Source organism: Aquipseudomonas alcaligenes NBRC 14159 (assembly GCF_000467105.1).
Classification (GTDB): domain Bacteria; phylum Pseudomonadota; class Gammaproteobacteria; order Pseudomonadales; family Pseudomonadaceae; genus Aquipseudomonas; species Aquipseudomonas alcaligenes.
Map to the genome: position 1 here is coordinate 15,284 of NZ_BATI01000008.1, position 23,334 is coordinate 38,617.

Annotated in this window: 20 protein-coding genes; 5 read left to right on the top strand and 15 right to left on the bottom strand. The window is 67.1% G+C overall.

Features of this window, described 5'->3' with window-relative positions:
- Nucleotides 1-53: 53 nt before the first annotated feature.
- Both PA6_RS05545 and creC read right to left on the bottom strand, forming a co-directional pair.
- Nucleotides 54-488: a CBS domain-containing protein gene (locus tag PA6_RS05545; RefSeq protein WP_021699907.1), complete on the bottom strand. Its 435-nt coding sequence runs from the start codon at nucleotides 486-488 to the stop codon at nucleotides 54-56.
- 109 nt (nucleotides 489-597) lie between these two features.
- A complete protein-coding gene (creC, locus tag PA6_RS05550) occupies nucleotides 598-2,022 on the bottom strand; it encodes a two-component system sensor histidine kinase CreC (RefSeq protein WP_021699908.1) in 1,425 nt (474 codons plus the stop codon).
- A 227-nt stretch (nucleotides 2,023-2,249) separates the two neighbouring features.
- Between creC and PA6_RS05555 the strand changes: the two genes are divergently transcribed.
- Together PA6_RS05555 and PA6_RS05560 are read left to right on the top strand one after the other, a co-directional pair.
- Nucleotides 2,250-4,880, top strand: a complete 2,631-nt coding sequence (locus PA6_RS05555; protein ID WP_021699909.1) for a BTAD domain-containing putative transcriptional regulator — start codon at nucleotides 2,250-2,252, stop codon at nucleotides 4,878-4,880.
- 30 nt (nucleotides 4,881-4,910) lie between these two features.
- Nucleotides 4,911-6,071, top strand: coding sequence for a hypothetical protein (locus PA6_RS05560; protein ID WP_021699910.1), 1,161 nt, complete (start codon nucleotides 4,911-4,913; stop codon nucleotides 6,069-6,071).
- 42 nt (nucleotides 6,072-6,113) lie between these two features.
- On the opposite strand, the gene creB is transcribed toward PA6_RS05560, so the two are convergent.
- From creB to PA6_RS05575, 3 genes are all read right to left on the bottom strand, one after another.
- A complete protein-coding gene (gene creB / locus PA6_RS05565; protein ID WP_021699911.1) occupies nucleotides 6,114-6,800 on the bottom strand; it encodes a two-component system response regulator CreB in 687 nt (228 codons plus the stop codon).
- Between the two features lie 220 nt (nucleotides 6,801-7,020).
- Entirely contained in the window at nucleotides 7,021-8,133 is a 1,113-nt protein-coding gene (locus tag PA6_RS05570; protein WP_147289516.1) for an HAF repeat-containing protein, read from the bottom strand.
- Between the two features lie 486 nt (nucleotides 8,134-8,619).
- Nucleotides 8,620-9,867 carry an HD-GYP domain-containing protein gene (locus PA6_RS05575; RefSeq protein WP_021699913.1) on the bottom strand — a complete coding sequence of 416 codons (1,248 nt, stop codon included), beginning with the start codon at nucleotides 9,865-9,867 and terminating at the stop codon, nucleotides 8,620-8,622.
- Between the two features lie 143 nt (nucleotides 9,868-10,010).
- Here PA6_RS05575 and PA6_RS05580 point away from each other — a divergent pair, with 143 nt between their 5' ends.
- From PA6_RS05580 to PA6_RS05590, 3 genes are read left to right on the top strand one after another with little or no spacing between them, the layout of a single operon-like run.
- On the top strand, nucleotides 10,011-10,898 hold the full coding sequence (locus tag PA6_RS05580) for an acyltransferase (RefSeq protein ID WP_021699914.1): 888 nt from the start codon (nucleotides 10,011-10,013) through the stop codon (nucleotides 10,896-10,898).
- A gap of 46 nt (nucleotides 10,899-10,944) precedes the next feature.
- Nucleotides 10,945-12,318, top strand: a complete 1,374-nt coding sequence (gene dbpA / locus PA6_RS05585; RefSeq protein WP_021699915.1) for an ATP-dependent RNA helicase DbpA — start codon at nucleotides 10,945-10,947, stop codon at nucleotides 12,316-12,318.
- A 14-nt stretch (nucleotides 12,319-12,332) separates the two neighbouring features.
- The gene (locus tag PA6_RS05590; protein WP_021699916.1) at nucleotides 12,333-13,589 is read left to right on the top strand and encodes a diguanylate cyclase domain-containing protein; all 1,257 of its coding nucleotides are present in this window, start codon (nucleotides 12,333-12,335) and stop codon (nucleotides 13,587-13,589) included.
- Here the strand turns inward: PA6_RS05590 and PA6_RS05595 are convergent.
- From PA6_RS05595 to PA6_RS05635, 10 genes are all read right to left on the bottom strand, one after another.
- Nucleotides 13,570-14,304 carry a substrate-binding periplasmic protein gene (locus PA6_RS05595; protein ID WP_021699917.1) on the bottom strand — a complete coding sequence of 245 codons (735 nt, stop codon included), beginning with the start codon at nucleotides 14,302-14,304 and terminating at the stop codon, nucleotides 13,570-13,572. The genes PA6_RS05590 and PA6_RS05595 overlap by 20 nt on opposite strands.
- A 234-nt stretch (nucleotides 14,305-14,538) precedes the next feature.
- Nucleotides 14,539-18,354: a DUF6701 domain-containing protein gene (locus PA6_RS05600; protein ID WP_052520119.1), complete on the bottom strand. Its 3,816-nt coding sequence runs from the start codon at nucleotides 18,352-18,354 to the stop codon at nucleotides 14,539-14,541.
- 2 nt (nucleotides 18,355-18,356) lie between these two features.
- On the bottom strand, nucleotides 18,357-18,773 hold the full coding sequence (locus tag PA6_RS05605; protein ID WP_021699919.1) for a hypothetical protein: 417 nt from the start codon (nucleotides 18,771-18,773) through the stop codon (nucleotides 18,357-18,359).
- Complete coding sequence (locus PA6_RS05610; protein WP_021699920.1) at nucleotides 18,763-19,644, bottom strand: PulJ/GspJ family protein; 882 nt, start codon at nucleotides 19,642-19,644, stop codon at nucleotides 18,763-18,765. The genes PA6_RS05605 and PA6_RS05610 overlap by 11 nt, the downstream gene beginning before the upstream one ends.
- Nucleotides 19,644-20,099, bottom strand: a complete 456-nt coding sequence (locus PA6_RS05615) for a prepilin-type N-terminal cleavage/methylation domain-containing protein (protein WP_021699921.1) — start codon at nucleotides 20,097-20,099, stop codon at nucleotides 19,644-19,646. The genes PA6_RS05610 and PA6_RS05615 overlap by 1 nt, the downstream gene beginning before the upstream one ends.
- A complete protein-coding gene (locus PA6_RS05620; protein WP_280000733.1) occupies nucleotides 20,096-20,497 on the bottom strand; it encodes a prepilin-type cleavage/methylation domain-containing protein in 402 nt (133 codons plus the stop codon). Before PA6_RS05620 ends, PA6_RS05615 begins: the two co-directional genes overlap by 4 nt.
- 36 nt (nucleotides 20,498-20,533) lie before the next feature.
- A complete protein-coding gene (locus PA6_RS24415) occupies nucleotides 20,534-21,001 on the bottom strand; it encodes a type II secretion system protein (RefSeq protein WP_081693946.1) in 468 nt (155 codons plus the stop codon).
- A 22-nt stretch (nucleotides 21,002-21,023) separates the two neighbouring features.
- The gene (locus tag PA6_RS24420; protein WP_021699924.1) at nucleotides 21,024-21,539 is read right to left on the bottom strand and encodes a prepilin-type N-terminal cleavage/methylation domain-containing protein; all 516 of its coding nucleotides are present in this window, start codon (nucleotides 21,537-21,539) and stop codon (nucleotides 21,024-21,026) included.
- A gap of 17 nt (nucleotides 21,540-21,556) precedes the next feature.
- On the bottom strand, nucleotides 21,557-22,075 hold the full coding sequence (locus PA6_RS05630; RefSeq protein ID WP_021699925.1) for a hypothetical protein: 519 nt from the start codon (nucleotides 22,073-22,075) through the stop codon (nucleotides 21,557-21,559).
- Nucleotides 22,072-23,307, bottom strand: coding sequence for a type II secretion system F family protein (locus PA6_RS05635; RefSeq protein ID WP_021699926.1), 1,236 nt, complete (start codon nucleotides 23,305-23,307; stop codon nucleotides 22,072-22,074). The genes PA6_RS05630 and PA6_RS05635 overlap by 4 nt, the downstream gene beginning before the upstream one ends.
- Nucleotides 23,308-23,334 lie beyond the last annotated feature (27 nt).

Consider the following 23,334-nt stretch of genomic DNA (forward strand, 5'->3'; position numbering starts at 1 on the left):
CCCGTGGCGGCGCCGTGCGAGGGATGTGGAGTCTGTGTGGAGTTTGTGTGAACTCAGCCGCCGCGGATGTACTGCTCCAGCTGCTGGATCAGGCTGGCCTGGTCGTCGATGGTCTGTTTGACCAGGTCACCGATCGACAGCATGCCGATCAGCTCGCCCTCGGCCACCACCGGCAGGTGACGCAGGCGGTGGTCGGTCATCATCTGCAAGCAGTGCTGCACGCTGTCACGCGGGCCGACGGTGATCACCTCGGCGGTCATGATGTCGGCAACCCGCGCGTCGAAGGCGGCGCGTTCCAGCTCGGCCAGCTTGCGCACATAGTCACGCTCGCTGACGATCCCCACCAGGCGTCCCCCGGCCATCACCAGCAGGGCGCCGATCTTCTTCTCGGCCAGCAGCTTGACCGCATCCAGCACCGAGGCCTCCGGACTGATGTGATGCACGTAGGTGCTGGGCTTGGTTCTGAGCAGTTCCGCAACGGTCTTCATGCAACGCCTCCCCGGCTGTTGTCGTCTTCTCGTCAGGCGATGCTCCTGGCAGGCGCCTGCTGGGTTCTGCGACGAAGCATAGTCCACCTCGCCACCGAGCCCGCCACCATCAGGTTAACGGCAAATGCAGGCTGGCGCGCACGCCGCCCTCGACATTGCGCAGGGCCAGTTCGCCGCCGTGCAGCAAGGCCACCTCCTGCACGAAGTTGAGCCCCAGGCCGGTGCTCTTGCGCCCGCTGGCGGGGCGCGGCAGCGAGTAGAAGCGCTCGGTCAGGCGCGGCAACGCATAGTCGGGAATCGCCGCACCCTGGTTGTACAGGGCCAGTTCCACGCGACCGTCATGCGTCTCTGCGCTGAAACGCAGCAGGCCGCCGGCAGGGGTGAAGTCGAGGGCGTTGTCCAGCAGGTTGGCCAGTGCCTGGCGCAGCAGGAAGCGTTCGCCCTGCATCAGCAACCCGGCCGGGATGGTGTTCTCCATGCGCAGGCCGGCGGCCTGGATGCGCGCCGCCTGGGCCTGCAGTAGCTCTTCGGCGAGGCCATGCAGATCGACCGCCACACGCTCTTCCAGACCCTGGCGCTGCTCCACCAGGGCCAGGTTGAGCAGGCGCTCGATCAGTTGCTGCAGGCGCGCGCCCTCGCTGGCGATATTGGCCACGAAGCGCTGCCGCTGCTCGGCCGGCATCTCGCTCTCGAGCAGCTCGGCGGCGCCACGGATGGCCGCCAGCGGGCTCTTCAGTTCGTGGGTCAGGGTATGCACGTACTGCTCGACGTAGGCCTTGCCCTCCAGCTCGGTGCGCATCTTCTGCACCGCGGCGGCCAGCTGCTTGAGCTCGCCGCCGCGCAGCTCCGGCAGCTCGGCGCGCTCGCCGCGGCTGACCGCACCGGCATAGCGGGTGAGCTGGCGCAGCGAGCCGCTGAGCCACCAGGACAGCGCCCCGCCGATCAGCAGGCCGAGCACGATCAACCCGGCGCCGAGCCAACCCAGGCGCCGCTGCGAGCGTTCGATATAGGGCTGCAGCGACTGGTTCGGCTTGGCCACCGAAACCACCCCGATGATCTGCGCGCCATCCCTTATCGGCGCCGCCACGTACATCACCGAGCTGTCCTCGTCGGCCGGGTCCTCGCGGGTGGAGCGGGCGCCATACTCGCCACGCAGGGTCAGATAGACATCGTTCCAGCGCGAGTAATCCTGGCCGACGGCGCCGCCGCTGGAGTCGAGCAGCACGATGCCGCGCGCATCGGTGACGTAGATGCGGTGGCTCACAGCGCGTTTCTCCACGCCCCAGATCTGCGCCTGCGGCTGGCGCTGGCCATAGGCCTTGAGCAGCTCGGGCAGACGGCCCTGGGCCAGGCTGCCGTTCTTCACCTCGTCACGCAGGATCTCGGCCAGCAGGTTGGCGGTATCCACCAGGGTTTCCTCGGTGGACTGGCGTACGCCGGGGCGGATCTCGTCCATCACCGTGCTGAGAACGAACCAGCCGGCCAGGCCGACGAACAGGAAGTACACCAGGAAAATACGAACGCCTAGCGGCATGGCCGCCCTCCCCGGTGACGCGCAAAACGCTGCTGCATGGATGACTTCCCTGTGGCTGGATGGACGCTCGGAGCGGGTGTCGCCGCCGCCCGGCAAGGATGGCAGAATGGTGCCGCGGTCACGGCCGACCCTGCCAGCGTGAACGACAAGGCCAGCATACCGCACAACCGAACCGGATCTGCCCCACTCGCCACCGAGCCCGCGCCGCCAAGGCCGGGAAGCCCGACATGGACGCTGTCACCTCCGCCGCGCCGCTGCGCCTGAACCTGCTCGGCAGCTTCGCCGTCACCTGGCGCGATCAGCCACTGGACGGCTTCAACTACGACAAGATGCGCGCGCTGCTCGCCTACCTGAGCCTGGAGCACCAGCGCGAACACAGCCGCGAGACGCTCGCCGCCCTGCTCTGGGAGGCCAGCCCGGCGAACACCTGGCGCGGCAACCTGCGGCGCACCCTGTCCGACCTGCGCCGGGTACTGGAGACACCGACCGGCCTGGCGCTGTTCGAGGCCGGCAAGAACAGCCTGCGCTTCCTGCCGGCCGGGCACATCGACGTGCTGCGCTTCCGCCAGCCGCCGCAGCACTGCAGCGCCAGCCCGGCCTGCCAGCAGTGCCCGAACTGCATCGCCGAACTGGCCGAAGCCGTCGCGCTGTACCGCGGCGACTTCCTCGCCGGCCTCGACCTGCCCGACTGTCCGGACTTCGAAGAATGGCTGCTGTTGCAACGCGAATCGCTGCGCTGCCACGCCCTGGCCCTGCTGGAACACCTGAGCAATCACTTCGAACAGCAGGGCGAGCTGCAGCGCGCCCTGCCCCATGCCCTGCGCCTGGTGGAGCTCGACCCCTGGCAGGAAAGCGGCCAGCAGCGCCTGATGCGCCTGCTAGCGCGCAATGGCCAGAGCGCCGCCGCCCTGGCGCAGTACGAAAGCTTTCGCCACCAGCTGTGGAAAGAGCTCGGCGTGCACCCGAGCAAAGCCTGCCAGGCCCTGCAGCAGAGCATTCGCCAGGGTGAGCTGAGCGCCGCCCCCAGGCCTTCACCGACGCGCCCGGTGGCGCTGCCACCACCGCCGGCCGAGCTGCGCCAGGTCACGGTGCTCTATTGCGAGATCGCCACCCCGGACAGCATCGACCCCGAGGAGGCCCTGGCCCTGCTGGCCGAGCCGCAGGCACAGTGCGCCCAGGTCATCCGCGCGCACGGCGGCTACCTGGTGCAGGCCCATGGTGGCGGTTTGCTGGCCTACTTCGGCTACCCGCAGGCGCGCGAGGATGCCGCGCGCATCGCCGTACTGGCCGCGCTGTCGCTGGCGGCGGCCTGCGAACCAGCGCAGGTGCGCTGCGGCCTGCACACCGGACAGATCGTCACCGCACCGGGCCAGGCGATGCCCGACGCCACCGGCATCACCTCCGACCTGGCGATCCAGGTACGCCAGCTCGCCGGCTATCAGGAAGTCACCCTCAGCAGTGCCACCTTCCGCCTGGTGCAGGGCTACTTCCGCTGCCTGCCCCTGCAGCTGTGCCTGCTCGGCAGCGGCGCCAGCGCCGGCACCATCTACCGCGCCGAGGCGGCTAGCTCGGCACGCCATCGCCTGGCCGCGCAACCGCGCCTGACCCCGCTGGTCGGTCGCCGCGACGAGCTGGCCCGCCTGCACGATATCTGGCGACAGGTGCACCAGCAGCAGCGCGGCCAGGCCCTGCTGCTGTGTGGCGACCCCGGCGTGGGCAAGTCACGCCTGGTGCACGAGCTGAGCAAGCAGATTCCGGTGACCCTGCCCGGCCACCAGGTCGAGCTGCGCTGCCTGGAACAGCACCGCAGCGACCCGCTGTTCCCCTGTGCCGAACTGATCCGCAGCCTGACCGGCTTTGCCCCGGACAGCGCACCGGCACAGCGCTACCAGCGCCTGTGCGAGGTGCTGCAGGCATTCGGCCTGGACGGGCCGCGCTGCGACCTGGTCGCCGACCTGCTCGGCCTGCCGCTGCCGGAGGGCTCGCCGGTGCACGGTCTGCGTGGCGAGCAGTGGCACGAGGGCATGCTGGAAACCCTGCTGGCGATCATCCGCGCCAACCGCCAGCAACCGCTGTTGCTGGTGCTGGAGGACGCCCACTGGGCCGATGCCTCGACCCTGCGCCTGTTCGAACGCCTGCTCCACGAACCCGAGCTACGGCCGCTGATGCTGCTGATCACCGCGCGCCCGGAGTTCGCCACGCAGGCCTGGCTGGAAGCCGGCGCCCATCTGCTGCAACTGCCGCACCTGAGCCCGGCGCTGGCGCAGAGCATGGTCGCCGACCTGGCCGCCAGCCTCGACCGGGACGATCTGCAGCGCGTGCTGGAGATGGCCGACGGTGTGCCCCTGTTCATCGAGGAACTGGCCCAGTGGGCGGCCAGTGGCCATGGCCAGCAGGGCATCCCGCTGACCCTCAACGACCTGCTGATGGCGCGCATCGACCTGCTCGGTGCCGCGCGCGGCACCGCCCAGCTGGCCGCCTGCATCGGCCGCGAGTTCCCCATCGAGCTGCTCGAGGCCCTGTATCCGGGCAGCCCCGCCGAACTGCAGGCGCACCTCGGCGAGCTGCTGCGCGCGGGCCTGATCAACCCGGGCAGCCAGGCCAGCCTGAGCCAGTTCAAGCACGCCCTGATCCAGCAGGCCGCCTATCTGTCGCAGCCCCGGGCGCTGCGTCGACAAACCCACGCGCGCATTGCCGAAATCCTGCAGCAGCGCTTTCCGGCGCGCGCCCTGCACGCCCCCGCACAGGTCGCCCACCACCTCAGCGAAGCCGGCCAGGGCGCGGCCGCCGTGCCCCTGTGGCAGAGTGCCGGCGCCCATGCCCAGCGCATCTCGGCCTACCGCGAGGCCGCCCAGTAGTACCAGCGCGCGCTCGACTGCCTGGGCGATGTGCCACCCGGCAGCCAGCGCGACAGCCAGGAGCTGGCCCTGCAACTGGCCCTCGGCGTGGTCCTGAATGCCGCCGACGGCTATGGCGCGCAGCGCACGGTGCGCGCCTTCGAACGCGCCCGCGAGCTGAGCGAGCGCACCAGCAACATCGAGGAGCGCTTCGGTGCGCTGGTCGGCATCTGGGCCGGTACCGGCTCGCTGGGCGGCCATATCAGCGCCATGGAACTGGGCCGCGAGGTGATGCAGGCCGGCGAACAGAGCGGCCGGCTCAGCCACCGTCTGATCGGCATGATCTGCTTCGTCGGTGGCAGCTTCTGGGTGCGGCCGATGGCGGAGACCATCGCCGTGTCCGAGCGCATCCTGGCCCTGAGCGAGCCCGCCGCGCGCCTGGAGTGCCGGCAGAACTACGGCGAGGACCCCCTGGTCAGCGGGCGCACCTTCATGTCCATGGCCCTGTGGCTGCACGGCCAGCCCGAGCGGGCCCGCCAGGTCAGCGCCGAGCTGCTGGCGCATGCCCGGGGCGACGGCTTCGCCAATGCCCTGTGCTTCTCGCTGGTCACCAGCAACATGCTGCACTTCATGCTGCGCGAGCCGGCCACGGTGGCCACGCTGGCTGCGGAGTGCCTGCTGCAGGCCGAGCGCCACGGTCTGCGGGTCTGGCAGGACATCGCCAATGTGCAGGCCGGCTGGGCCCGGGTCCTGCAAGGTGACGAGACGGGTCTGCAGCTGATGCACGAAGGCATCGCCGGCAACCGCAGTTCGATGTCCAGCATCGAGGTGACCATGCAGCTGTTCCTGCTCGATGCCTACGCCCACCTCGGCCGCCACGACGAGCTGCTGGCGCTGGTCGACCCGGTGCTCGCCACCGCGCGCCGGCGGGGGGAGAACTACATGATGGCCGATCTGCTGCGCCTGAAGGCCGAGGCCCTGCTGGCCAGCGGCCTGGAGGAGGAGGTGGCGGCGCTGCTGGAAGAAGCCGAGCAGCTGGCCGAATGGCTACAGGCGCGCGCCCTGCAGCTGCGCCTGGCCATGACCCGTGCGCGCTGGCAGGGCGGTGCCGCGCTGCGCCAACTGGTCGAGACGCGCCTGGCCGCCATCGACGGAGGCCACGATGATCTCGACCAGCAGGCAGCCCGCGACCTGCTGCGGGCCATGCGCTAGTTCCTGCCCCCTCTCCCAGCGGGTGCGGGGTTGCCGCAAGCGCTAGGCACTCTTCGGGCTGTAGCTGTAGCCCAGGCCGCGATGGGTCTGGATCGGCTCGGCCTGCGGCGCCACCTGGCGCAGCTTGGCGCGCACGCTCTTGATGTGGCTGTCGATATTGCGCTCGTAGCCGGCGTCGGCCGGCACGCCCAGGGCGTCGAGCAGTTGCTCGCGGGAGAACACCCGCTCCGGTTGCGCCAGCAGCGCCTGCAGCAGACGGAACTCGTGGCGCGTCAGCACCAGCAGCTGCTCGCGATAGTGGATCTGCACCCGCTCGCCATCCACGCGGAACGGCCCGCCCGCCTCGCCCTGCGGCTCGACCGGGCGCGGCGCCATGCGCTTGAGGATGGCCTTGACCCGTGCCGCCACCTCGCGTGGGCTGAAGGGCTTGACCACATAGTCGTCGGCACCGATCTCCAGGCCCACCACCCGATCGATCTCGGCATCGCGCGCGGTGAGGAAGATCACCGGCACGTCGGAGAAGCGGCGCAGTCGCTTGCAGGCCTCAAAACCGCTGATGTCGGGCAGGCCGACGTCGAGAATCAGCAGGTCCGCGGGCGTGCGCTGCTGGAATTCCAGGGCAGCCTCGGCCAGGTTCAGCCAGGTGGTGGTGAAGCCTTCGCCCTGCAGGGCGAACACCAGGGTATCGGCGATGGCGGCTTCGTCTTCGACTATGAGAATGTGCGGCATGGCATCCGTGCTGCAGGTTGGAACTTGCCGGCACGGTGCCGCATGGCGCCGGGCGCGTCAATTGCGCCCGGCCACATACAGGCCGCTGACATACACCAGCAGCAGCGCGCCAGCGATCAGCCAGTGCTCCATGGCTCATGCTCCCGATAAAGGTGGGCAACATCCCTGTAGGCCCGTGACAACGCGTGCAAAGGAAGGGCGCCATCCCTGGCGCCCGAACTCAGAACTGCAGCCAGCGCGGACGCACGCTGGCGATGAAGGCGCGCTCACCGTCCAGTTGCCCGACCAGCAGCTGGCCGTCGGCGCTGACGCCATTGGCCTGCACCACGGGCACCGCGGCGGCGGCCAGCCCATGCTCGTACAACCAGTTCTCGACCGAGCGCATGCCGCCTTCGGCGGTCCAGACGAAACCACGCTCCTCGTTGCCGGCCTCACCATCGCTGGCGACACCGACAACCACCGCGCCGTCGGCGCTGACCGCGTTGGCCCGCGAGACCAGGCCGCCGTTGAGCCCGCCCAGGCTGCGCATGCCGCTGTCCTCGCGCCAGACGAACGCCCGCAGGGCCTCCCCGGCGTGACCGTCGCTGGCCACCCCGACGATGGTGCGGCCGTCGGCGCTGATTGCCGTGGCCGTCGAGTAGTGGCCGCCGTTCAGCGTGCCCAGGCTGCGCAGGCCGTCCTGCTCGGTCCAGCGCACGGCGCGGCGGGCGTTGTCATGGGCGCCGTCATCGGCGTAGCCGGCGATCACCCGACCATTGGCGCTGACCGCACAGGCGTGACTGGTCAGGCCGCCATTGAGCACGCCGAGGCTGCGCATGCCGCTGGCGAAGGTCCAGTAGAAGCCCCGACTGGCATGGCCGATGGCACCGTCGGCGGCATCACCGACCACCACCAGACCATCCGCGCTGCAGGCGTAGGCATGGGAGTAGCGGCCGTAGTTGAGCGTGCCCAGGTCGTGCAGGCCGCCCTGGCGGGTCCAGCGAAAGGCACGGTCGGCGCCCTCGGCGGCACCGTCCTCGGCGGTGCCCACCACCACCCGACCGTATGCACTGATGCCTTCGGCCGAACAGTAGCGCCCGCCATTGAGGCTGCCGAGGCGCTGCAGGCCGCCGGCGCGGGTCCAGAGAAATGCACTGAGGCTGAGGGTATCGGCCGGGTCGGCGAACATGCCGACCACGTGCTGGCCGTCGGCACTCACCGCGGTCACCCTCAGGTAGCCGTCGCCGGCCGCCCCGCTGATTCGCTCCAGCCCCACGAACTCGGGCTCCGCCGCGAGCAGCCGGGCGGTCAGCGCAGAGCTGACGGGGCTGGCCTGGTACTGCATGTCCTTCATCCTTGTCACCACTTGATCTGTCGAAAGGCGCAGGCGGCTCATGGCCACCTGCAGCGACGATTTTCCACGGCAGCGTTCGCCCAGCGTTCGCACCGTTGCGCGTCACTAGCCCTGGGGCTTGGGCGCATGTACCGAGGTCGGGCGGTGCGGCTCGACGCGCGCCTTGTCGGCGTTGCCCTCGCTGCGCGGCGGCGGGCTGGGCAGTTCGGCGCTGGCTCCGGGTGTGGCCGGCGTGGTGGTTTCCGGCGGCCTGGCAGGCGATGCTGAACGACAGGGCCAGCAGGATGGTGGTGAGTTTCGGGTACATGGGGTAGGTCCTCTTTCCTGAAGAATTGCGCCACCGACTTCCCCGCTGGTGGCCAGCCATGCCGCCGACGGGTCGATGTCGGCAGGCATGGCTGTCACTGTGCGCAGGGGGCGTTCGCGATTCGTTCGCAGGAAACAGGCAATGGATGGCGACCGACGAACGGTCGCCAGGAGAGGGGGTCAGTCGAAGTAGGAGCCGCTGCGTGCGGCCAGGCCGGACCAGAGTTCCTCGATGTTCTTGAAGCCCCACTCCTCGGCCGACTCGCGACCGACGATCTTGTCGCGGCCGACCAGCTTGGCCAGGTCGACCACTTCCTGGGGAATCGGCAGCCTGGAGCGGGCCGAGAAGAACACCTTGACCCGCGGCGTCAGCAGCGACTTATCGTGCTGTTCCATGACCACGCCGAGGCGGCCACTCTCCAGGCGCACCAGCGCCCCTACCGGGTAGATGCCCACCGATTTGACGAAGGCCTGGAACACCTGCGGATCGAAGTGGCCCTTCCATTCGGCCATCTTGCGGATCGACTCGGCCGGGTCCCAGCCCTTCTTGTAGGGCCGGTCCGAGGTGATCGCGTCATACACGTCGCAGACCGCGCCCATGCGCGCGAACAGGCTGATCTGCTCGCCCGTCAGGCGGTGCGGGTAGCCGGAGCCATCGAACTTTTCGTGGTGGTGCAGGCACACGTCGAGTACCAGCGCGCTGATCTGGCCGCACTCCAGCAGCATCTGGGCGCCCTTTTCGGGGTGGCTGCGCATGGTGCCGAACTCGCTGTCGGTCAGCTTGCCCGGCTTGTTGAGAATGCTGTCGGGAATCGCCATCTTGCCGATGTCATGCAGCAGGCCGGCCTCGCCCGCCTCGCGCACCTGCGTCTCGGGCAGGCCGAGCTGGCGGGCCAGGGCGATCATCAGGGCGCAGACCGCCACCGAGTGCATGTAGGTGTATTCGTCGCTGGTCTTCAGCCGGGCCAGGCTGATCAGCGCGTTGGGGTGGCGCAGGACCGAGTCGGAAATCTCGTCGACCAGCCGGGTTACCTGGTCCAGCAGGATCGCCTGGCCCATGCGCGCATCGCTGAACATCTGCACCACGGCGGCCCTGGACTGGGCGCAGAGCTTGAGGGCGCGCTGCACCTCATCCTCAAGGCTGGCGCGCGGCGGCGGCGTGCGGCTCTCGGCCACGGCCTGCAGGCGCGCCTCGGTCTCGGCCTCGACTTCCTCGACGGTCTGGCTGGCCTGCCCGGCGGCCACATCCAGCCCCTTGCTGACGTCGATCCACACCTCGTGCACTTCGCTGTCGAGCACGCGCTGCAGGTCGCGCTCGTTATCGAGCAGAAAACGTCCTCGCCAGAACGGATGGTCCATCCATGAACCGCAGAACTCGTGAATGTACATGCCGAGGCACAGCTCGGTGACTGCTATACGTTTGAGCACGATGGGGGAGCCAATGGTCTGGTTGTTTCAGTGAACAAGGATACGCCAGGCGCAGGCAAGGCACATTGCCAGCAGACACTATTTATTGCGCCGGACGACAAACGCGCTGGCTATCATGGCCGTGCCCGCGACAAGGAGAAACCATGCGTCGACTGTTCATCGCCGGCAGCGTGATCCTGCTGCTATTGCTCAACACCCTGATCCTGATCGGCCCGATGATGCTGATCGCCCTGCTCAAGCTGATACTGCCCGGCAAGGCCCTGCGCACGGCCTGCTCGCGCGGGGTGATGTGGATCGCCGAGACCTGGGCCGAGATCGACAAGCTGATCTTCGCCACCCTCACCCCCACGGTGTGGGATATCCGCGGTGGCGAGGGCCTGCGCCGCGACCGCTCCTACCTGGTGGTGAGCAATCACCAGTCCTGGGTGGACATCCCGGCCCTGGTCCAGGCGTTCAACCGCAAGACGCCCTACTTCAAGTTCTTCCTCAAGCAGGAGCTGATCTGGGTGCCCTTCCTCGGCCTGGCCTTCTGGGCTCTCGACTACCCCTTCATGAAGCGCTATTCCAAGGCCTACCTGGCCAGGCACCCGGAGATGGCCGGCCAGGATCTGGAGATCACCAAGCGCGCCTGCGCGCGTTTCAAGGACCTCAACGTCACGGTGGTCAACTACCTGGAGGGCACCCGCTTCACGGCGGCCAAGCAGGCCCAACAGGGCTCGCCCTACCAGCACCTGCTCAAGCCCAAGGCTGGCGGCGTGGCCTTTACCCTCGCCACCCTGGGGCCGCAGCTGGACGCCCTGCTCGATGTCACCCTGGTCTATCCGGGCCAGCGCGCACCAGGCTTCTGGAAGCTGATCAGCGGCCAGGTGCCCAAGGTGATCATGGACATCCGCACCCGCGAGCTGGACCCGGCACTCTGGGCCGGCGACTACCAGGGCGATGCCGAATTCCGCCAGTACGTCCAGAGCTGGGTCAGTCAGTTGTGGCAGGACAAGGACACGCGCATCGCCGAGCTGAAGCGGGAGCTCTGAGGGGCCTGCTACAATCGGCCACCGCCCTCCCCTTCAGGTTCGCTCCGTGACCACCGCCTTCGCCTCCCTACCGCTGTCCGCTGCCATGCGCGACAACCTCGCCGCGCTCGGCTACGCCGAAATGACGCCGATCCAGGCCGCCGGCCTGCCGCTGATCCTCAAGGGCCGCGACCTGATCGCCCAGGCCAAGACCGGCAGCGGCAAGACCGCCGCCTTCGGCATCGGCCTGCTGCACCCGCTGAACCCACGTTTCTTCGGCTGCCAGGCGCTGGTGCTGTGCCCGACCCGCGAGCTGGCCGACCAGGTGGCCAAGGAGCTGCGCCGCCTGGCGCGCGCGGCGGACAACATCAAGATCCTAACTCTCTGCGGCGGCGTGCCGCTGGGCCCGCAGATCGGCTCGCTGGAGCATGGCGCGCACATCATCGTCGGCACCCCGGGGCGCATCCAGGAGCACCTGCGCAAGGGCACCCTGAAGCTGGACGGGCTGAATACCCTGGTGCTGGACGAAGCCGACCGCATGCTCGACATGGGTTTCTTCGACAGCATCGCCGAAGTCATCGAGCAAACCCCGGCCAAGCGCCAGACCCTGCTGTTCTCCGCCACCTACCCGGCCGGTATCGAGCAGCTCGCCGCACGCTTCCTGCGCGATCCGGAGCGCGTGCAGGTCGAGGCCATGCACGATGACGGGCAGATCGAGCAGCGTTTCTACGAGATCGACCCCAAGCAGCGCATGGACGCGGTGATCCGCCTGCTGCGGCACTTCCGCAAGCAGCCGGCAGTGGCCTTCTGCGCCACCCGCCAGCAATGCGACGAACTGGCCGCCCTGCTCGAATCGGAAAAGATTTCCGCCGCCGCCCTGCACGGCGACCTCGAACAGCGCGACCGCGACCAGGTGCTGACCCTGTTCGCCAACCGCAGCCTCAGCGTGCTGGTGGCCACCGACGTGGCCGCCCGCGGCCTGGACGTGGCCGGCCTGGAGCTGGTGATCAACGTCGAACTGGCGCGCGACGCCCAGATCCATATCCACCGTATCGGCCGCAGCGGCCGCGCCGGCGAGAAAGGCCTGGCGCTGTCACTGGTGGCCCCGAGCGAGGCCTACCGCGCCCAGGCCATCGAGGAGCTGCAGGGCAGCCCGCTGACCTGGCAGCTGCTCGGCGAGCTGAAGGACAAGGGCGAGGCGCTGCTGCCGCCGATGCACAGCCTGTGCCTGGCCGCCGGGCGCAAGGACAAGCTGCGTCCCGGTGATATCCTCGGCGCCCTCACCGGTGACGCCGGCATCCCCGGCGACAAGGTCGGCAAGATCGCCATCTTCGATTACCAGGCCTATGTCGCCGTGGAGCGCAGCGTGGCCCGCGAGGCCTTGCAGCGCCTGCAAAGCGGCAAGATCAAGGGACGCGCGGTCAAGGTACGGATGCTCTAGGGGGAAAGCGGCTGATGCGTAACGTTCTGGTGGTGGAAGACAGCCCGCTGGTGCTGAAGATTCTCGAGCACCTGTTCCGCCAGGAGCCGGACCTGCAGCCGCTGTTCTGTGCCTCCCTGGGCGAAGCCCAGGTCCTGCTCGAAGCCTCCTCGGCGCTGTTCTTCGCCGCCATCGTCGACCTCAACCTGCCGGACGCGCCGCACGGCGAGATCGTCGACCTGGTGCTGCAGTACAGCGTGCCCTGCATCGTGCTCAGCGGCTCCTATGACGAACACCGCCGCGACGAGCTGCTGCTCAAGGGCGTGGTCGACTATGTGCTGAAGGAGAGCCAGCACTCCTACGAGTACGCCTTCCGCCTGATCCACCGGCTGGAGCGCAACAGCCACGTGAAGATCCTGGTCGCCGAGGACTCGGACGCCACGCGCCACTTCATCCGCCGCATCCTTACCCCGCACCTGTACCAGATCATCGACGCCTGCGACGGCGACGAAGCGCTGCGCCTGCTGCAGGAACAGCCCGATATCGACCTGTTCCTGGTCGACCACAGCATGCCGGGCATCAGCGGCTTCGAGCTGGTCAAGCTGCTGCGGCAGAAGATGAAGCGCAACGAGCTGATCATTCTCGGCCTGTCCGCCGACGCCAAGGGCTCGCTCAGCGCCATGTTCATCAAGCACGGCGCCGACGACTTCCTGCGCAAACCCTTCTGCCCCGAGGAACTGAACTGCCGGGTGATGTCCAGCCTGGAACGTCGCGACATGCTGCAGGCGCTCAAGCAGGCGGCACTGTTCGACTCGCTGACCGGGCTGTGCAACCGCCGCGCCTTCTACGAGCAGGGCACGGAACTGCTGCGCCTGGCGCACAAGGGCAAGCGCACGGCGGGCGTCGCCATGCTCGACCTCGACCACTTCAAGCAGATCAACGACAGCTTCGGCCATGCCAGCGGCGACAACGCCCTGGTCCTGTTCGCCAACGCCCTGCAGCAGGCCTTTCCCGACGCCCTTTGCGGACGCCTGGGTGGCGAGGAGTTCGCCCTCGTCAGCCAGCTCGACGGCGCCACGCTGGGCGCACGCCTGGACGCACTACGCCAGCAGTGCAGCACGCTCAACTATGCCCCCGGCGCCCCCGCGCTGAGCTTCAGCGCCGGCATCTGCCACGGCCAGCCGGAGGATCTGGAAAACATGCTGCAGCAGGCCGACATGCAGCTCTACCAGGCCAAGCGCAGCGGCCGCGGGCGCACCCTGGGCGCCACGGCTACAGCCCATAGCGGCTGAAAATCTTCCGGTAGGTGCCGTCCTCGCGCATCGCCGCCAGCTCGCGATCGAAGTCCGCGACTATCTGCCGGTGCAACGGATGACTGCGCCGCATCAGGATGTGCAGGCCGTTCTCGCTCAGCGGCTTCTCGACGAACTCCACCGCATTGCGGATCTCGCGCAGATCACGGTTGAGGTGGTACTGCGCCACCAGCTCATCCTCCAGGGTCAGCTGCACCCTGCCGGCCGCCAGCATGCGTGCGCCCATGGCGAACTCCAGCACCGGCACCTTGCTCAGTCCCTGGGCCGCGTCGAAAGCGGAGTCATAGCTGTAGCCCCGCACCACGGCAATGCTGTGCGGCCGCAGGCTGTCCAGGCCGGCAAACTCGATAGGCATGCCGGTGCGGCGCAGGAAGCGGATGCGGTTGACCAGATAGGCGCTGGAATAGAAGCCATAGCGGCTGCGTTCGTTGCTGTACCAGGCCGCGACTATCACGTCATAGTCGCCCTGCTGCAGCCCGCGCAGCACGCGGGCCCAGGGCACCTCGACATACTCGGTGCTATGCCCGGCGCGCTGCAGGGCGGTGCTCACCAGCTCCACCGCCAGCCCGTTGCCGGGCAGGCGCTGGTCGGTGAAGGGTGGCCAGACATCACCGACCAGGCGCACATGCTCGGCCGAGGTGAGCGGCGCCAGAAGCAATCCGCCCCATAGCATCAGCGTGGCGATACCTTTCATGAACGCGTTCCGACTACTGGAGACACCCACAAGACTAGTCAGTCGCGCGGGCCTGCGCGCGTCCACCCGGCGCGCCCTGCACAGGCAAAATTTGGCTGCCGTAATAAAACTGGCACAGCTTCTGCTTAGTATCAGGTAACTCCAGTTTTGGGGACCTTGGTACAGGCAGGCCGGGGAATCCCCTCTTTTACACCCCAGGCAAAAAGGCCGCCCCAAAGGCGGCCTTTTCGCGTTCTAGCGGTACAGCTCGCGGCGGAAAATCAGCGGCGCAGCGCCCCGGTAGATGCCGAAGCTGGCCAGGCCCCGCGCCAGCTGGCGATTGGCGCCATCCCAGGGATACTGCAGCCAGCTCGGCGAGGCGGGGAAACTGACCTGCACCGAGCCGTCATTGCCGGCGCCCGGGGCGCTCAGCGACACGCTGCCGCCACCGGCAGACAGACCCACCAGGGTCGGCGTGGTCTCTCCGAGGGCCAGGTTGCCGGTGAACATATCCAGTGCAGGCGTCCCTAAGTTGGTGCAGGTATCCATGCCCTCACGCTGGAAGCTGCCACCAGCGATGTTCTGCCAGGACTCCACGACCAGCGGCAGGCTCAGGCTCTGCAGCTCGGAGCCATGGGCATTGCCGATGCGCAGACGGCCGAGGCGGACTTCGCTGCCCGGTTGATCGGAAAAGGTATAGACATAGTCCTGACAGGCGCCCCCCGTGCCGTGGCAGGCGCCATCGGCATCGGTCAGGCTGGCCGCCGGGAAGCGTTGCTCTACCTTGGCATCAAAGGGATAGTCATCGACGCTGGGCAGCAGGGCCTGCTTATAAAGCAACCGCTCGCCGGTCCAGCTGTAAATACGCTTGCCATCGCCATTGTCCGCCTCAGCGACGGCCAAGGTTGCCGTGCCATCACTGGCGAGGCGCGCATCCAGCGTGGCAATGCCGGTAATGGAGGCATAGGCGCCTGCTGCGGGAGCACCCAGCCGCCAGAAGGCACCCCGGTCATAGTTGCGGGTCACGACGCCACTGCGATTGCGGGCGGTGACGGTCAGCGTGGGCTGGCGGCCACTGGAAAACCCCATCGGCTGGCCCTGGTAGCTGAAGGCGCTACCACAGCTAGGCGTCAGGCTGGCGTTGCCCTCGGCCCGCAGATAGGCGGGGATGAAGCGGCCGACCAGGTCGCTGCTGCCGCCGCTGACCGTTTCCCCATCCAGATAGCCATTGGCGGGTGGAGTGGCGGTGATGGTGAACACACCGACTTCGGAAACCGCGGGGTTCGACAGCGTCGCATTGCCCAGCGCGTGGTTGTAGTTGAGTGGCGTCACCACACCATTGTCGCCACCGCTCGGCGCCACCACCGCACTGGTCAGTTTGATGCCATCGTGGCGGAAATTGGGGGTGGTGATATTGCCGCTGCACAGCTGCGCCGCGGTCAGCGCCTCGCCATCGGCCTGCCAGCCCACGGCACGAATGCTCAGCGGGAAGCTATCCCCAGCACGAATGCCGCCGGGGAACACGGCACAACCGGCGCCATTGCAATTGCTGAGGTCCCCGGTGATGGACGCCGGCCTTTGCAGGCACAGGCCATAGGGCTTGCTGACGAACAGATCGTCGGTATTGCTGTTGTCCAGCACCAGCCCCTCGTCACCACTGCCGGCGCCGCCCACATAGCGGGCCCTCAGCTTCATCTCCCCGGCATCGTCGTAGCGCACGGTCAGCGGCGCGGTGCCGGTGGCGTCGAAGTTGAGGTTCAGGCTAACGGCGGCGGCACCGACATTGCTGCCGTTGACCACCACCGGCTGGGTGCCGCTGCTCGGATTGCTGTAGGCCGAGGTGAAGCTGACGCTGCGGGTGACATTGGCGAAGGCCGGCACGCACTGCAGGGCGTTGTCCGCCTTGCGCACCGCGCTCAGCGTCGCCGCCGTCGGCTTGGCCGCCAGCATGTTCGGCACCTGCAGCAACAGGCCGCTGTTGGCATAGCTGATCTGGCAGCCGCTGGTGGAGCACACCGGCACGCTCAGCGGCTTGGTCGCCGGCACCGAGGACTGTACCCCCAGGCTGACCGTGCCGGCCGTGGGCCTGCCCAGGCGAACCTGGGCCGTACCGCCAGTGAAGGTGATGGTGCTGCCGCTGACGCTGGCCGGGGCAATCGCGGACCAGGAACTCGCAGGATTCAGCGTGACGCTTACCGGGTCGGTGTACAGGCTGCTGCAACTGCTGTTGAGGCAGGCGCGGATGGTCACCGGCTGCGGGTTGCAGGTCAGCGCCGTGCCCGAGTAGCTGAACTCGAAGTGATCAATCTGCGCGCCAATCGGGTTGATCCGCGTGGCGCACACCTGCAGGTCGTCCAGTTCGTGGATATTGTTGGAGCCCCCCGTCGAGCCCGTCAGGGACAGGAAGAAGTCGCTCGGCAAGCTCGCCTGGTTGGTGACGGTGCGGATATCGAAGGACGGGATCAGCGTGGTGAAGCCCGAGCCGGTATTGCGCTCGACCATGACCATGGTTCTGCCGCTGACCCGGCTGTCCAGGGTGATCCGGTAGGTATGCCCGGGGCCAGCCGTGCTGCCCGACACATCGATGCCGGGGCTCAGATTGGCGGCCGTACCGGCGGCGTAGCGATAGCCCGTGGTGCCGCTGCCGGAGCCGCGGATCGATACCGAGTCCTGGCGCAACCCGGGCCCGCCGACGCGGGTTTCGGTGGGGTTGGAGAAGTTGCCGTATTCATCCAGGGCGATGCCCGCCCAGCCACCGGCGAAACCGCTGGTGCCGTTGAGCTGCGCATAGCCCAGCGAGCCACCGTAGCCACCAGGCTGCGGCGTGATCGAGGCATCGGAGAAGATCACCGCCACGCCATCGGCACCATTGCCGTTGTAGGCGTAGTACTTGAACTGCACCTGCACGAAGTTGCCGCTGGCCGGCAGCAGCCGCTGCAGCGTCGCGCCAGTCGCCACGTTGCCGGTGTTGTCGGTCAGGCGCAGACGGTTACCGACCGTTCGCGGCACGCCGAAGCTGCCATTGCGGCTGGTCACCGCCCAGTTGTCGGTACCCAAGCTGGCGCGGTCGAAGTTGTCGGTGAAGCAGGCCGTGACGGGAGAGCTGTCGCACAGGGTGGTCGGGCTGGTCACGCTGGGCGTACAGGTGCCGTAGACCTTGCTACTACCGGTACCGCTGATGGAGTTGTTCCAGCCGCCGCCCGTGACATTGCCGTACACCGTACTGTTGTTGAAAGTGATTCTATTGTCGTTGCTGATGGTACCGGTAATCGTGCTGTTGTTGATCTCCAGCTCGTTGGCCGAGCTGATATTGCCGGTGACATAGGCGCCGCTGATGGTGATCTTGCAGCAGTCGCCGTTGATATCCGCATTGATGGTGCCGCCGGTGAAGGACGAGGCGCCATTGGTGGCCGTGATAGTGCCGCTGAAATTGCTGTTGCTGGCCGTAATGCCGTTGGTCGCGGTGACCGCGCCGATCACACTGGTATTGGTGAAGGACGCATTGCCATTGGTACTGGCCGCGCCAGACAGGATGCCGCCGGTGATGCTCAGGCCATTTCTGAAACTCACATTGCCGCCGACATTGGTGTTGCTCAAGCTGCCGTTGCCGGTACCCATGACATTACCCGTGACGCTGGAGTTGGTCAGGGTGACGCTGCCGCTGGCCGTTTCGAGCGAGCCGTTGATGGTGACGTTGGTCAGGGTGATCGCAGCGCTGTCATTCCTGACAGAGCCGTTGATGATGGTCGCGGCATGCGGCGCAATGGTCTCGATTGCGTTATAGGCAGCCTGCAGGGTGATCGGGTTGCTGGCCGTGCCTATGGTGTTGCCGCGCAGGGTGAAACCACCGTTGGCGGTCAGGGTCAGCGCGCTGCTGCTGGTCAGGGTGTCGCCGCTGGCAAATCTGATCTGCCCGCTGCAGGTATTAGTCGCCTGATTCCAGTTGCCCGCTCCCTGGCAGGGTGCAAAGGATGCGCTCGGCAGCGTATAGGCGGCGCCTTGCGCCTGAGCCGCGATCAGCATGCCCGCAATGCTCAGCAGCAGATTCCTGAGCAGTCCGCTCGGGCGCATGATCATCGTTCCACCGTGGCAGTCAGTCGGCGATAGGCATAATCCGGGCGCCCGCCTGGCGTGCCGTTCTGCGCCTCGGCGGTGAAACGAAAGATCTGCACCGGATTACCCTCGTTATCGGTATAGCTGGCGCTGTTGCAGCTGACGCTGACGCTGAACTCGGCCAGCCCCGTACCGGTCATGCTCGGGGTACCGGCGGCGCACAGGTTGCTCTGCACCGCCTGACTGATGCCCCACTCCAGCCCGGCACGCGCGGCCTGGTAGGCGCGCGCCTGCTGGATGGCCAGGCTGGTGCTGCCATGCTGCACCGTGGACAGGCGCGCCATGGTGATCACCAGCAGGGTCACCACGATGATCAGGAACAGCGCCGCCACCAGGCCGAAGCCCGACGCGCGACGCAGGTGAGGTTCACGGCGCATTGTCGACATGGACCTGTTGCAGCAGTTGCAGGTTTTCTCCGTCCTGGGCGATGCCCAGGCTGAGCGTGAGCAGCCCGGCGCGCTGGGTGCTGCCGGATTGATAGGTGAAGTTGCAGTTGGCCACACTGCGCGCCACCGGCTGTGGATTGGAGCCCGGCGGCGGGCTGGCTGGCAGGGTGTCGTTGAGCGCGTTGTAGCTGTAGCGCACCAGCTGGCCGCCCTGGCAGCGGTAACCCACTACCGTCTCGGCCAGGTACAGGCGGTGCTGCGGCGAAGCGAAGGCAAAGCGGAAACCGCCAACCGGCAGGTTGCCCAGAGCGATATGGCTCTCGCCGGCCGGGGCGCCGGCCAGGCTGGTGAAGCTGGTGCCGGTCGGCGTGATCACCCCCGGATTGCCGTACTTCCATACATTGCTGCCCTGCTGCGGACTACCACCGGACTCGGCGCCGATGTTGTACAGCACCAGCCAGCGCGCGCCGGCGGGGTTGAACGCGCCGTCCAGTACCTGCAGGCTGTCGCAACGCCCACCCTGGGTGGTGCTGTTGCAGGTGCCGGCCGCGTCGCTGGAAAAACGCAGGCCCGGCTCGCCGATACGATTGGGACGATAACGCGCCGCGCTGTGGATCAGCAGCAGCTCCACCGCCTGACCATCGGCGGAGACGCGCAGCGAGTTGGGTATGGCCAGCCGCACATCGCGGCTCATGCGCTGCAGGGCGCCGGCGGCGATATCCACCAGCTCGGCGCGCCGGCTCTGGCCGATGAAGCCCTCCATCGGGCGTGACAGCACGGTGCTGATCATCACCCCGACCAGCCCGGCCAGGGCGATGACCATGACCAGTTCGACCAGGGTAAAACCGCGCAGGCGCCGCATCAGTAGCGCGTCCTGATGCCGTCGAGCGCCAGCGTCTGGCCCGCCGGGTCAGTGACCGTCACGCGCACCAGTAGCACATCGCTGGCGGCCAGGCCGACCAAGGCCTGGGCCGTAACGGCGACCTGCACCCGATAGTTGGCCAGCGCGGCAATGGCCTGGCCACGGGCATCGCGCACGCCGTTGTCGTTCAGGCCGTTGTAATCGCAGACATTGTCGAAGCTGGCGCGACTGGCCGGCGGCGGCGGGCAGACCGCGTTGCTGCTGTCGAGGAACGGCTGCAGGAGGATCTCCTCCAGATAGCCCTCGGCGATGCTCAGGCTCTGCTGACGCAGCAGCGGGTCGGCGGAACGCCCGGTGATGGCGGCCATGGCGCTATACAGCGCGGCGGCGGCAATGCCGATGATCACGATGGTGATCACCAGCTCGACCAGGGTCATGCCGGCCTGGCGCTTCATCGCACCATGCCGGTGTCGGCAGTCACGTTGATGGTGAAGCTGCCGAGGGTGGCACTCGCCGCGGCCGAAGGACGGCCGAGGGAGTCGAATACCACGGGAAAGGTGTTTGCCGAGACACTGACCCCATTGGGTAGAGGCGCGGCGAAAGGAGACTGGCCATCCGGCCCCTGCACCTCGCTGGTGAAGCCACCGGAGGTGCAGTTGGCGGCGCGGCGCAGGCGGTAGCCACTGCCATCCAGGCTGACCTGGATCAGGCAGCCGCTGGCCACTGCCAGCTTCTGCCCATAGCGCACGGCGGCCAGGGACTCTTCGTAGAACAGGCGCTCGTCGAACACCCGCCGGTCGAAGAAACGCGGCCCCACCACGGCGGCGAGGATGCCGATGATCACGATGACCATCGTTAGCTCGACCAGGGTAAAGCCGCGCATTGGGGTTTAGCAGCCGTCAGTAGTTGCAGTAATTCCCGGAGGGGTAACAACTGGCGGAGTACCAGTGGAAGTAGCTGCGGTGTATACCACCTGGCAAGAAGCCGCTGTGGTGGCGCCAATAGCCTGCACGGTCGTAGTAGTAGCCGTGTGCGTGACGGTGAACTCAGTGTTAGAAATCTGAGCGGCAGCCTCAATGCCTGCAGCCGAAGAGGATGGATAACCGTTGGTCACGGCAATATCCGCGCCCTCAACCGCAACTGTGGTTGTAGCAGCAGTGCCACCACGCGCCAGAAAAGCTGAGTGAACAATGGCAGAGGCTGACTTCATCGAAGCCTCAACCCCTTGGATCGTTGCGCGACGAGCATCCCCGCCTAGATTGGCAAACCGCGGCAGCGCAAACGCCGCCAGAATGCCCAGAATCACGATGACCATGATCAGTTCGATCAGGGTGAAGCCACCTTGTTGCCTTTTCATACGCACAGTCCCCGAGGGTCAGTTATTCGACGTAGGTAGTAGTAACGGTGCCATTAGCTGCATCGTAAACAATCAGATCGTCCGCCACACCGGCGGCAGAAGGATCACGCTGGTAGGTATAAGTGCAAACCTGCCCCGCCAGGCTGGCCTGATAGTCGCTACCAGTGGCTGCCGACACGCTGGGCGCGGAGCCTTGCAAAACGTTGGTCCAGATATCCACACAGTCGCTGGCACTACCGAGGGTGGCACCATCATCAATGCCCACCGGCCAGCCAGAAGCATTCACATCGACGTTATTGGCGCCGAATCCGGCCACGTTGATATTCGGAGTTGCTACCCCTTTGCTGCGATTGACCTCCCACTGAGCCCGTACCAGCAGCACCGCCGAGGCCAGTGCACCACCAGCACCGCGGACAGCGGACTCATGCGCATCCTTGGTGGTATCGATAAACCGCGGCAGCGCCACCGCAGCCAGAATGCCGAGGATGACGATCACCACCACCAGTTCGATCAGGGTAAAACCTTTGCTGTTCTTCATCTTGCTTCCTCTGTGACTCAAAAACCCTGCGCGGACAGTTCCGCGGCGGGAACTTCTTCAAGCTCCAGGGCAAAGGGGGCGCCCCTGGATTGTGACGCAGTCGACAGCCCCTCGGGAACCGTCGACAGGCGCCAGGCATGCAGCTCGTGCCTCCTTCCCCTCCATCCGTCGGCGAACCGGGGGCGGTAGAGTACCCAGGCCTGCGGTGGCAACCAGTACCAGCAGCCGGCCCGCGGCTCGCCAGGCGCGGTCAGTTCGCCGCAGTAGTTGTCCTGCCGCCAGCGCAGCAGCACGAACGGATTCTTGCGTTTCCAGGCCTCGTCCAGCACCCGGTCCTTCGCCATCTGCTCCGCCGCCAGGCCACTCAGGCTGGCAGCCAGGTGGGCACGGGTGGCATCCATGGCCCGCAGTTCGCTGACCTCGGCTATTTTCCAGCCTAGCGCCAGCACCACCGCCAGTGCCATGACCAGGATCAGTCCCCAGCCAAACAGGCGCGCGCGCCTGACCCAGTAATCGGCCTGGTAGTCCGGGCTCACGCGCCGCCCTTGGCCACCGAGGCCAGTTCCCACATCGGCAGGAACACGCCCAGCGCGAGGATCAACACCATCACCCCCATGGCCACGATCAGGATCGGCTCGATGGCCGACGCCAGCTGCTTGAGGTCGTAGTCTACTTCCTGCTCGTAGAAGTCCGCCACCTCGACGAACAGGTCATCCAGGGCGCCGGTTTCCTCGCCCACGGCCATCATCTGCAGCACCAGCGGGGTGAACAGGCCGCTGCTCGACGCGGTGCGGGTCAATGCCTCGCCACGCTCCACCCCCTCGCGCATACCGAGGATGGCCTGGCCGATATGCCGGTTGCCGACGCTGGCGCTGTTGATCGACAGGGTCTGCAGCAGCGGCACGCCGGCCTTGTACATCATGGCGAAGGTGCGGGTGAAACGGGCCAGGGCAATGCGCTCGAAAATGCCGCCGACGATGGGCAGGCGCAGCTTGGTGGCGTCCCACTTGAGCGCGCCGGCGTCGGTCTCGATCCACTTGAAGAAGGCATACAGGCCGCCACCGAACAGCAGCAGGAGCAGCCACCAGAAGTCCTGGAAGAACTGCGAGGTGCCGATCAGCACCTGGGTCGGCCAGGGCAGGTCCGCCTTGAACTGCTCGAACACCTTGGCGAACGCCGGGATCACCAGCAGGTTGATCACCACCAGCGCCACGCTCATGGCGATCAGCACGAACAGCGGGTAACGGGTGGCCTGCTTGATGCGCTTGCGCGTCTCGCGCTCCAGCTCCAGGTAGCCGGCCAGCTGGCGGAAGGCCTGGTCGAGCTGGCCGGTGTTCTCGCCGACACTGACCATGCTGATGAACAGGGTGGTGAACACCTTGGGGTGGGCATGCAGGGCCACGGCCATGTTCATGCCACCTTCGAGGTCGGCACGCACCTGCTGCAGCACCTCGCGGAAATACAGGTTGCGGTGCGACTCGGCGAGGCCGCCGATGGCGCGGATGATCGGCACGCCGGCCTTGCTCAGACTGTACATCTGGCGGCAGAAGATGATCAGTTCCTCGAGGTCGACACGCCGGCGCCGCAGCTTCTCGGTGAGCGTCGCGAGCAGGTCGTCGCCGCCCTGCTCGCGCTGTTCCTCGATGGTCAGCGGGGTGATCTTCTGCGCCAGCAGCTCGCTGGCCACGCTGTCGCTGCTGGCGCTCTGCAGGGTGCCGGTGACCCTGGCACCCTGGGCGTCGCGGCCGGTGTAGCGGAACTGGCTCATGGCCGAGACTCCCCTCTCCCCTCGGGA

Excerpts from the sequence above, each read along its gene's own strand:
- PA6_RS24420 (WP_021699924.1), bottom strand. The coding sequence starts at position 21,539 with ATGAAGAACAGCAAAGGTTTTACCCTGATCGAACTGGTGGTGGTGATC.
- PA6_RS24415 (WP_081693946.1), bottom strand. The coding sequence starts at position 21,001 with ATGAAAAGGCAACAAGGTGGCTTCACCCTGATCGAACTGATCATGGTC.
- PA6_RS05635 (WP_021699926.1), bottom strand. The coding sequence starts at position 23,307 with ATGAGCCAGTTCCGCTACACCGGCCGCGACGCCCAGGGTGCCAGGGTC.
- PA6_RS05615 (WP_021699921.1), bottom strand. The coding sequence starts at position 20,099 with ATGAAGCGCCAGGCCGGCATGACCCTGGTCGAGCTGGTGATCACCATC.
- PA6_RS05590 (WP_021699916.1), top strand. The coding sequence starts at position 12,333 with ATGCGTAACGTTCTGGTGGTGGAAGACAGCCCGCTGGTGCTGAAGATT.
- PA6_RS05555 (WP_021699909.1), top strand. The coding sequence starts at position 2,250 with ATGGACGCTGTCACCTCCGCCGCGCCGCTGCGCCTGAACCTGCTCGGC.
- creB (WP_021699911.1), bottom strand. The coding sequence starts at position 6,800 with ATGCCGCACATTCTCATAGTCGAAGACGAAGCCGCCATCGCCGATACC.
- PA6_RS05620 (WP_280000733.1), bottom strand. The coding sequence starts at position 20,497 with ATGGTCATCGTGATCATCGGCATCCTCGCCGCCGTGGTGGGGCCGCGT.
- PA6_RS05595 (WP_021699917.1), bottom strand. The coding sequence starts at position 14,304 with ATGAAAGGTATCGCCACGCTGATGCTATGGGGCGGATTGCTTCTGGCG.
- PA6_RS05580 (WP_021699914.1), top strand. The coding sequence starts at position 10,011 with ATGCGTCGACTGTTCATCGCCGGCAGCGTGATCCTGCTGCTATTGCTC.
- PA6_RS05600 (WP_052520119.1), bottom strand. The coding sequence starts at position 18,354 with ATGCGCCCGAGCGGACTGCTCAGGAATCTGCTGCTGAGCATTGCGGGC.
- PA6_RS05570 (WP_147289516.1), bottom strand. The coding sequence starts at position 8,133 with ATGAAGGACATGCAGTACCAGGCCAGCCCCGTCAGCTCTGCGCTGACC.
- PA6_RS05605 (WP_021699919.1), bottom strand. The coding sequence starts at position 18,773 with ATGCGCCGTGAACCTCACCTGCGTCGCGCGTCGGGCTTCGGCCTGGTG.
- creC (WP_021699908.1), bottom strand. The coding sequence starts at position 2,022 with ATGCCGCTAGGCGTTCGTATTTTCCTGGTGTACTTCCTGTTCGTCGGC.
- PA6_RS05610 (WP_021699920.1), bottom strand. The coding sequence starts at position 19,644 with ATGCGGCGCCTGCGCGGTTTTACCCTGGTCGAACTGGTCATGGTCATC.
- PA6_RS05545 (WP_021699907.1), bottom strand. The coding sequence starts at position 488 with ATGAAGACCGTTGCGGAACTGCTCAGAACCAAGCCCAGCACCTACGTG.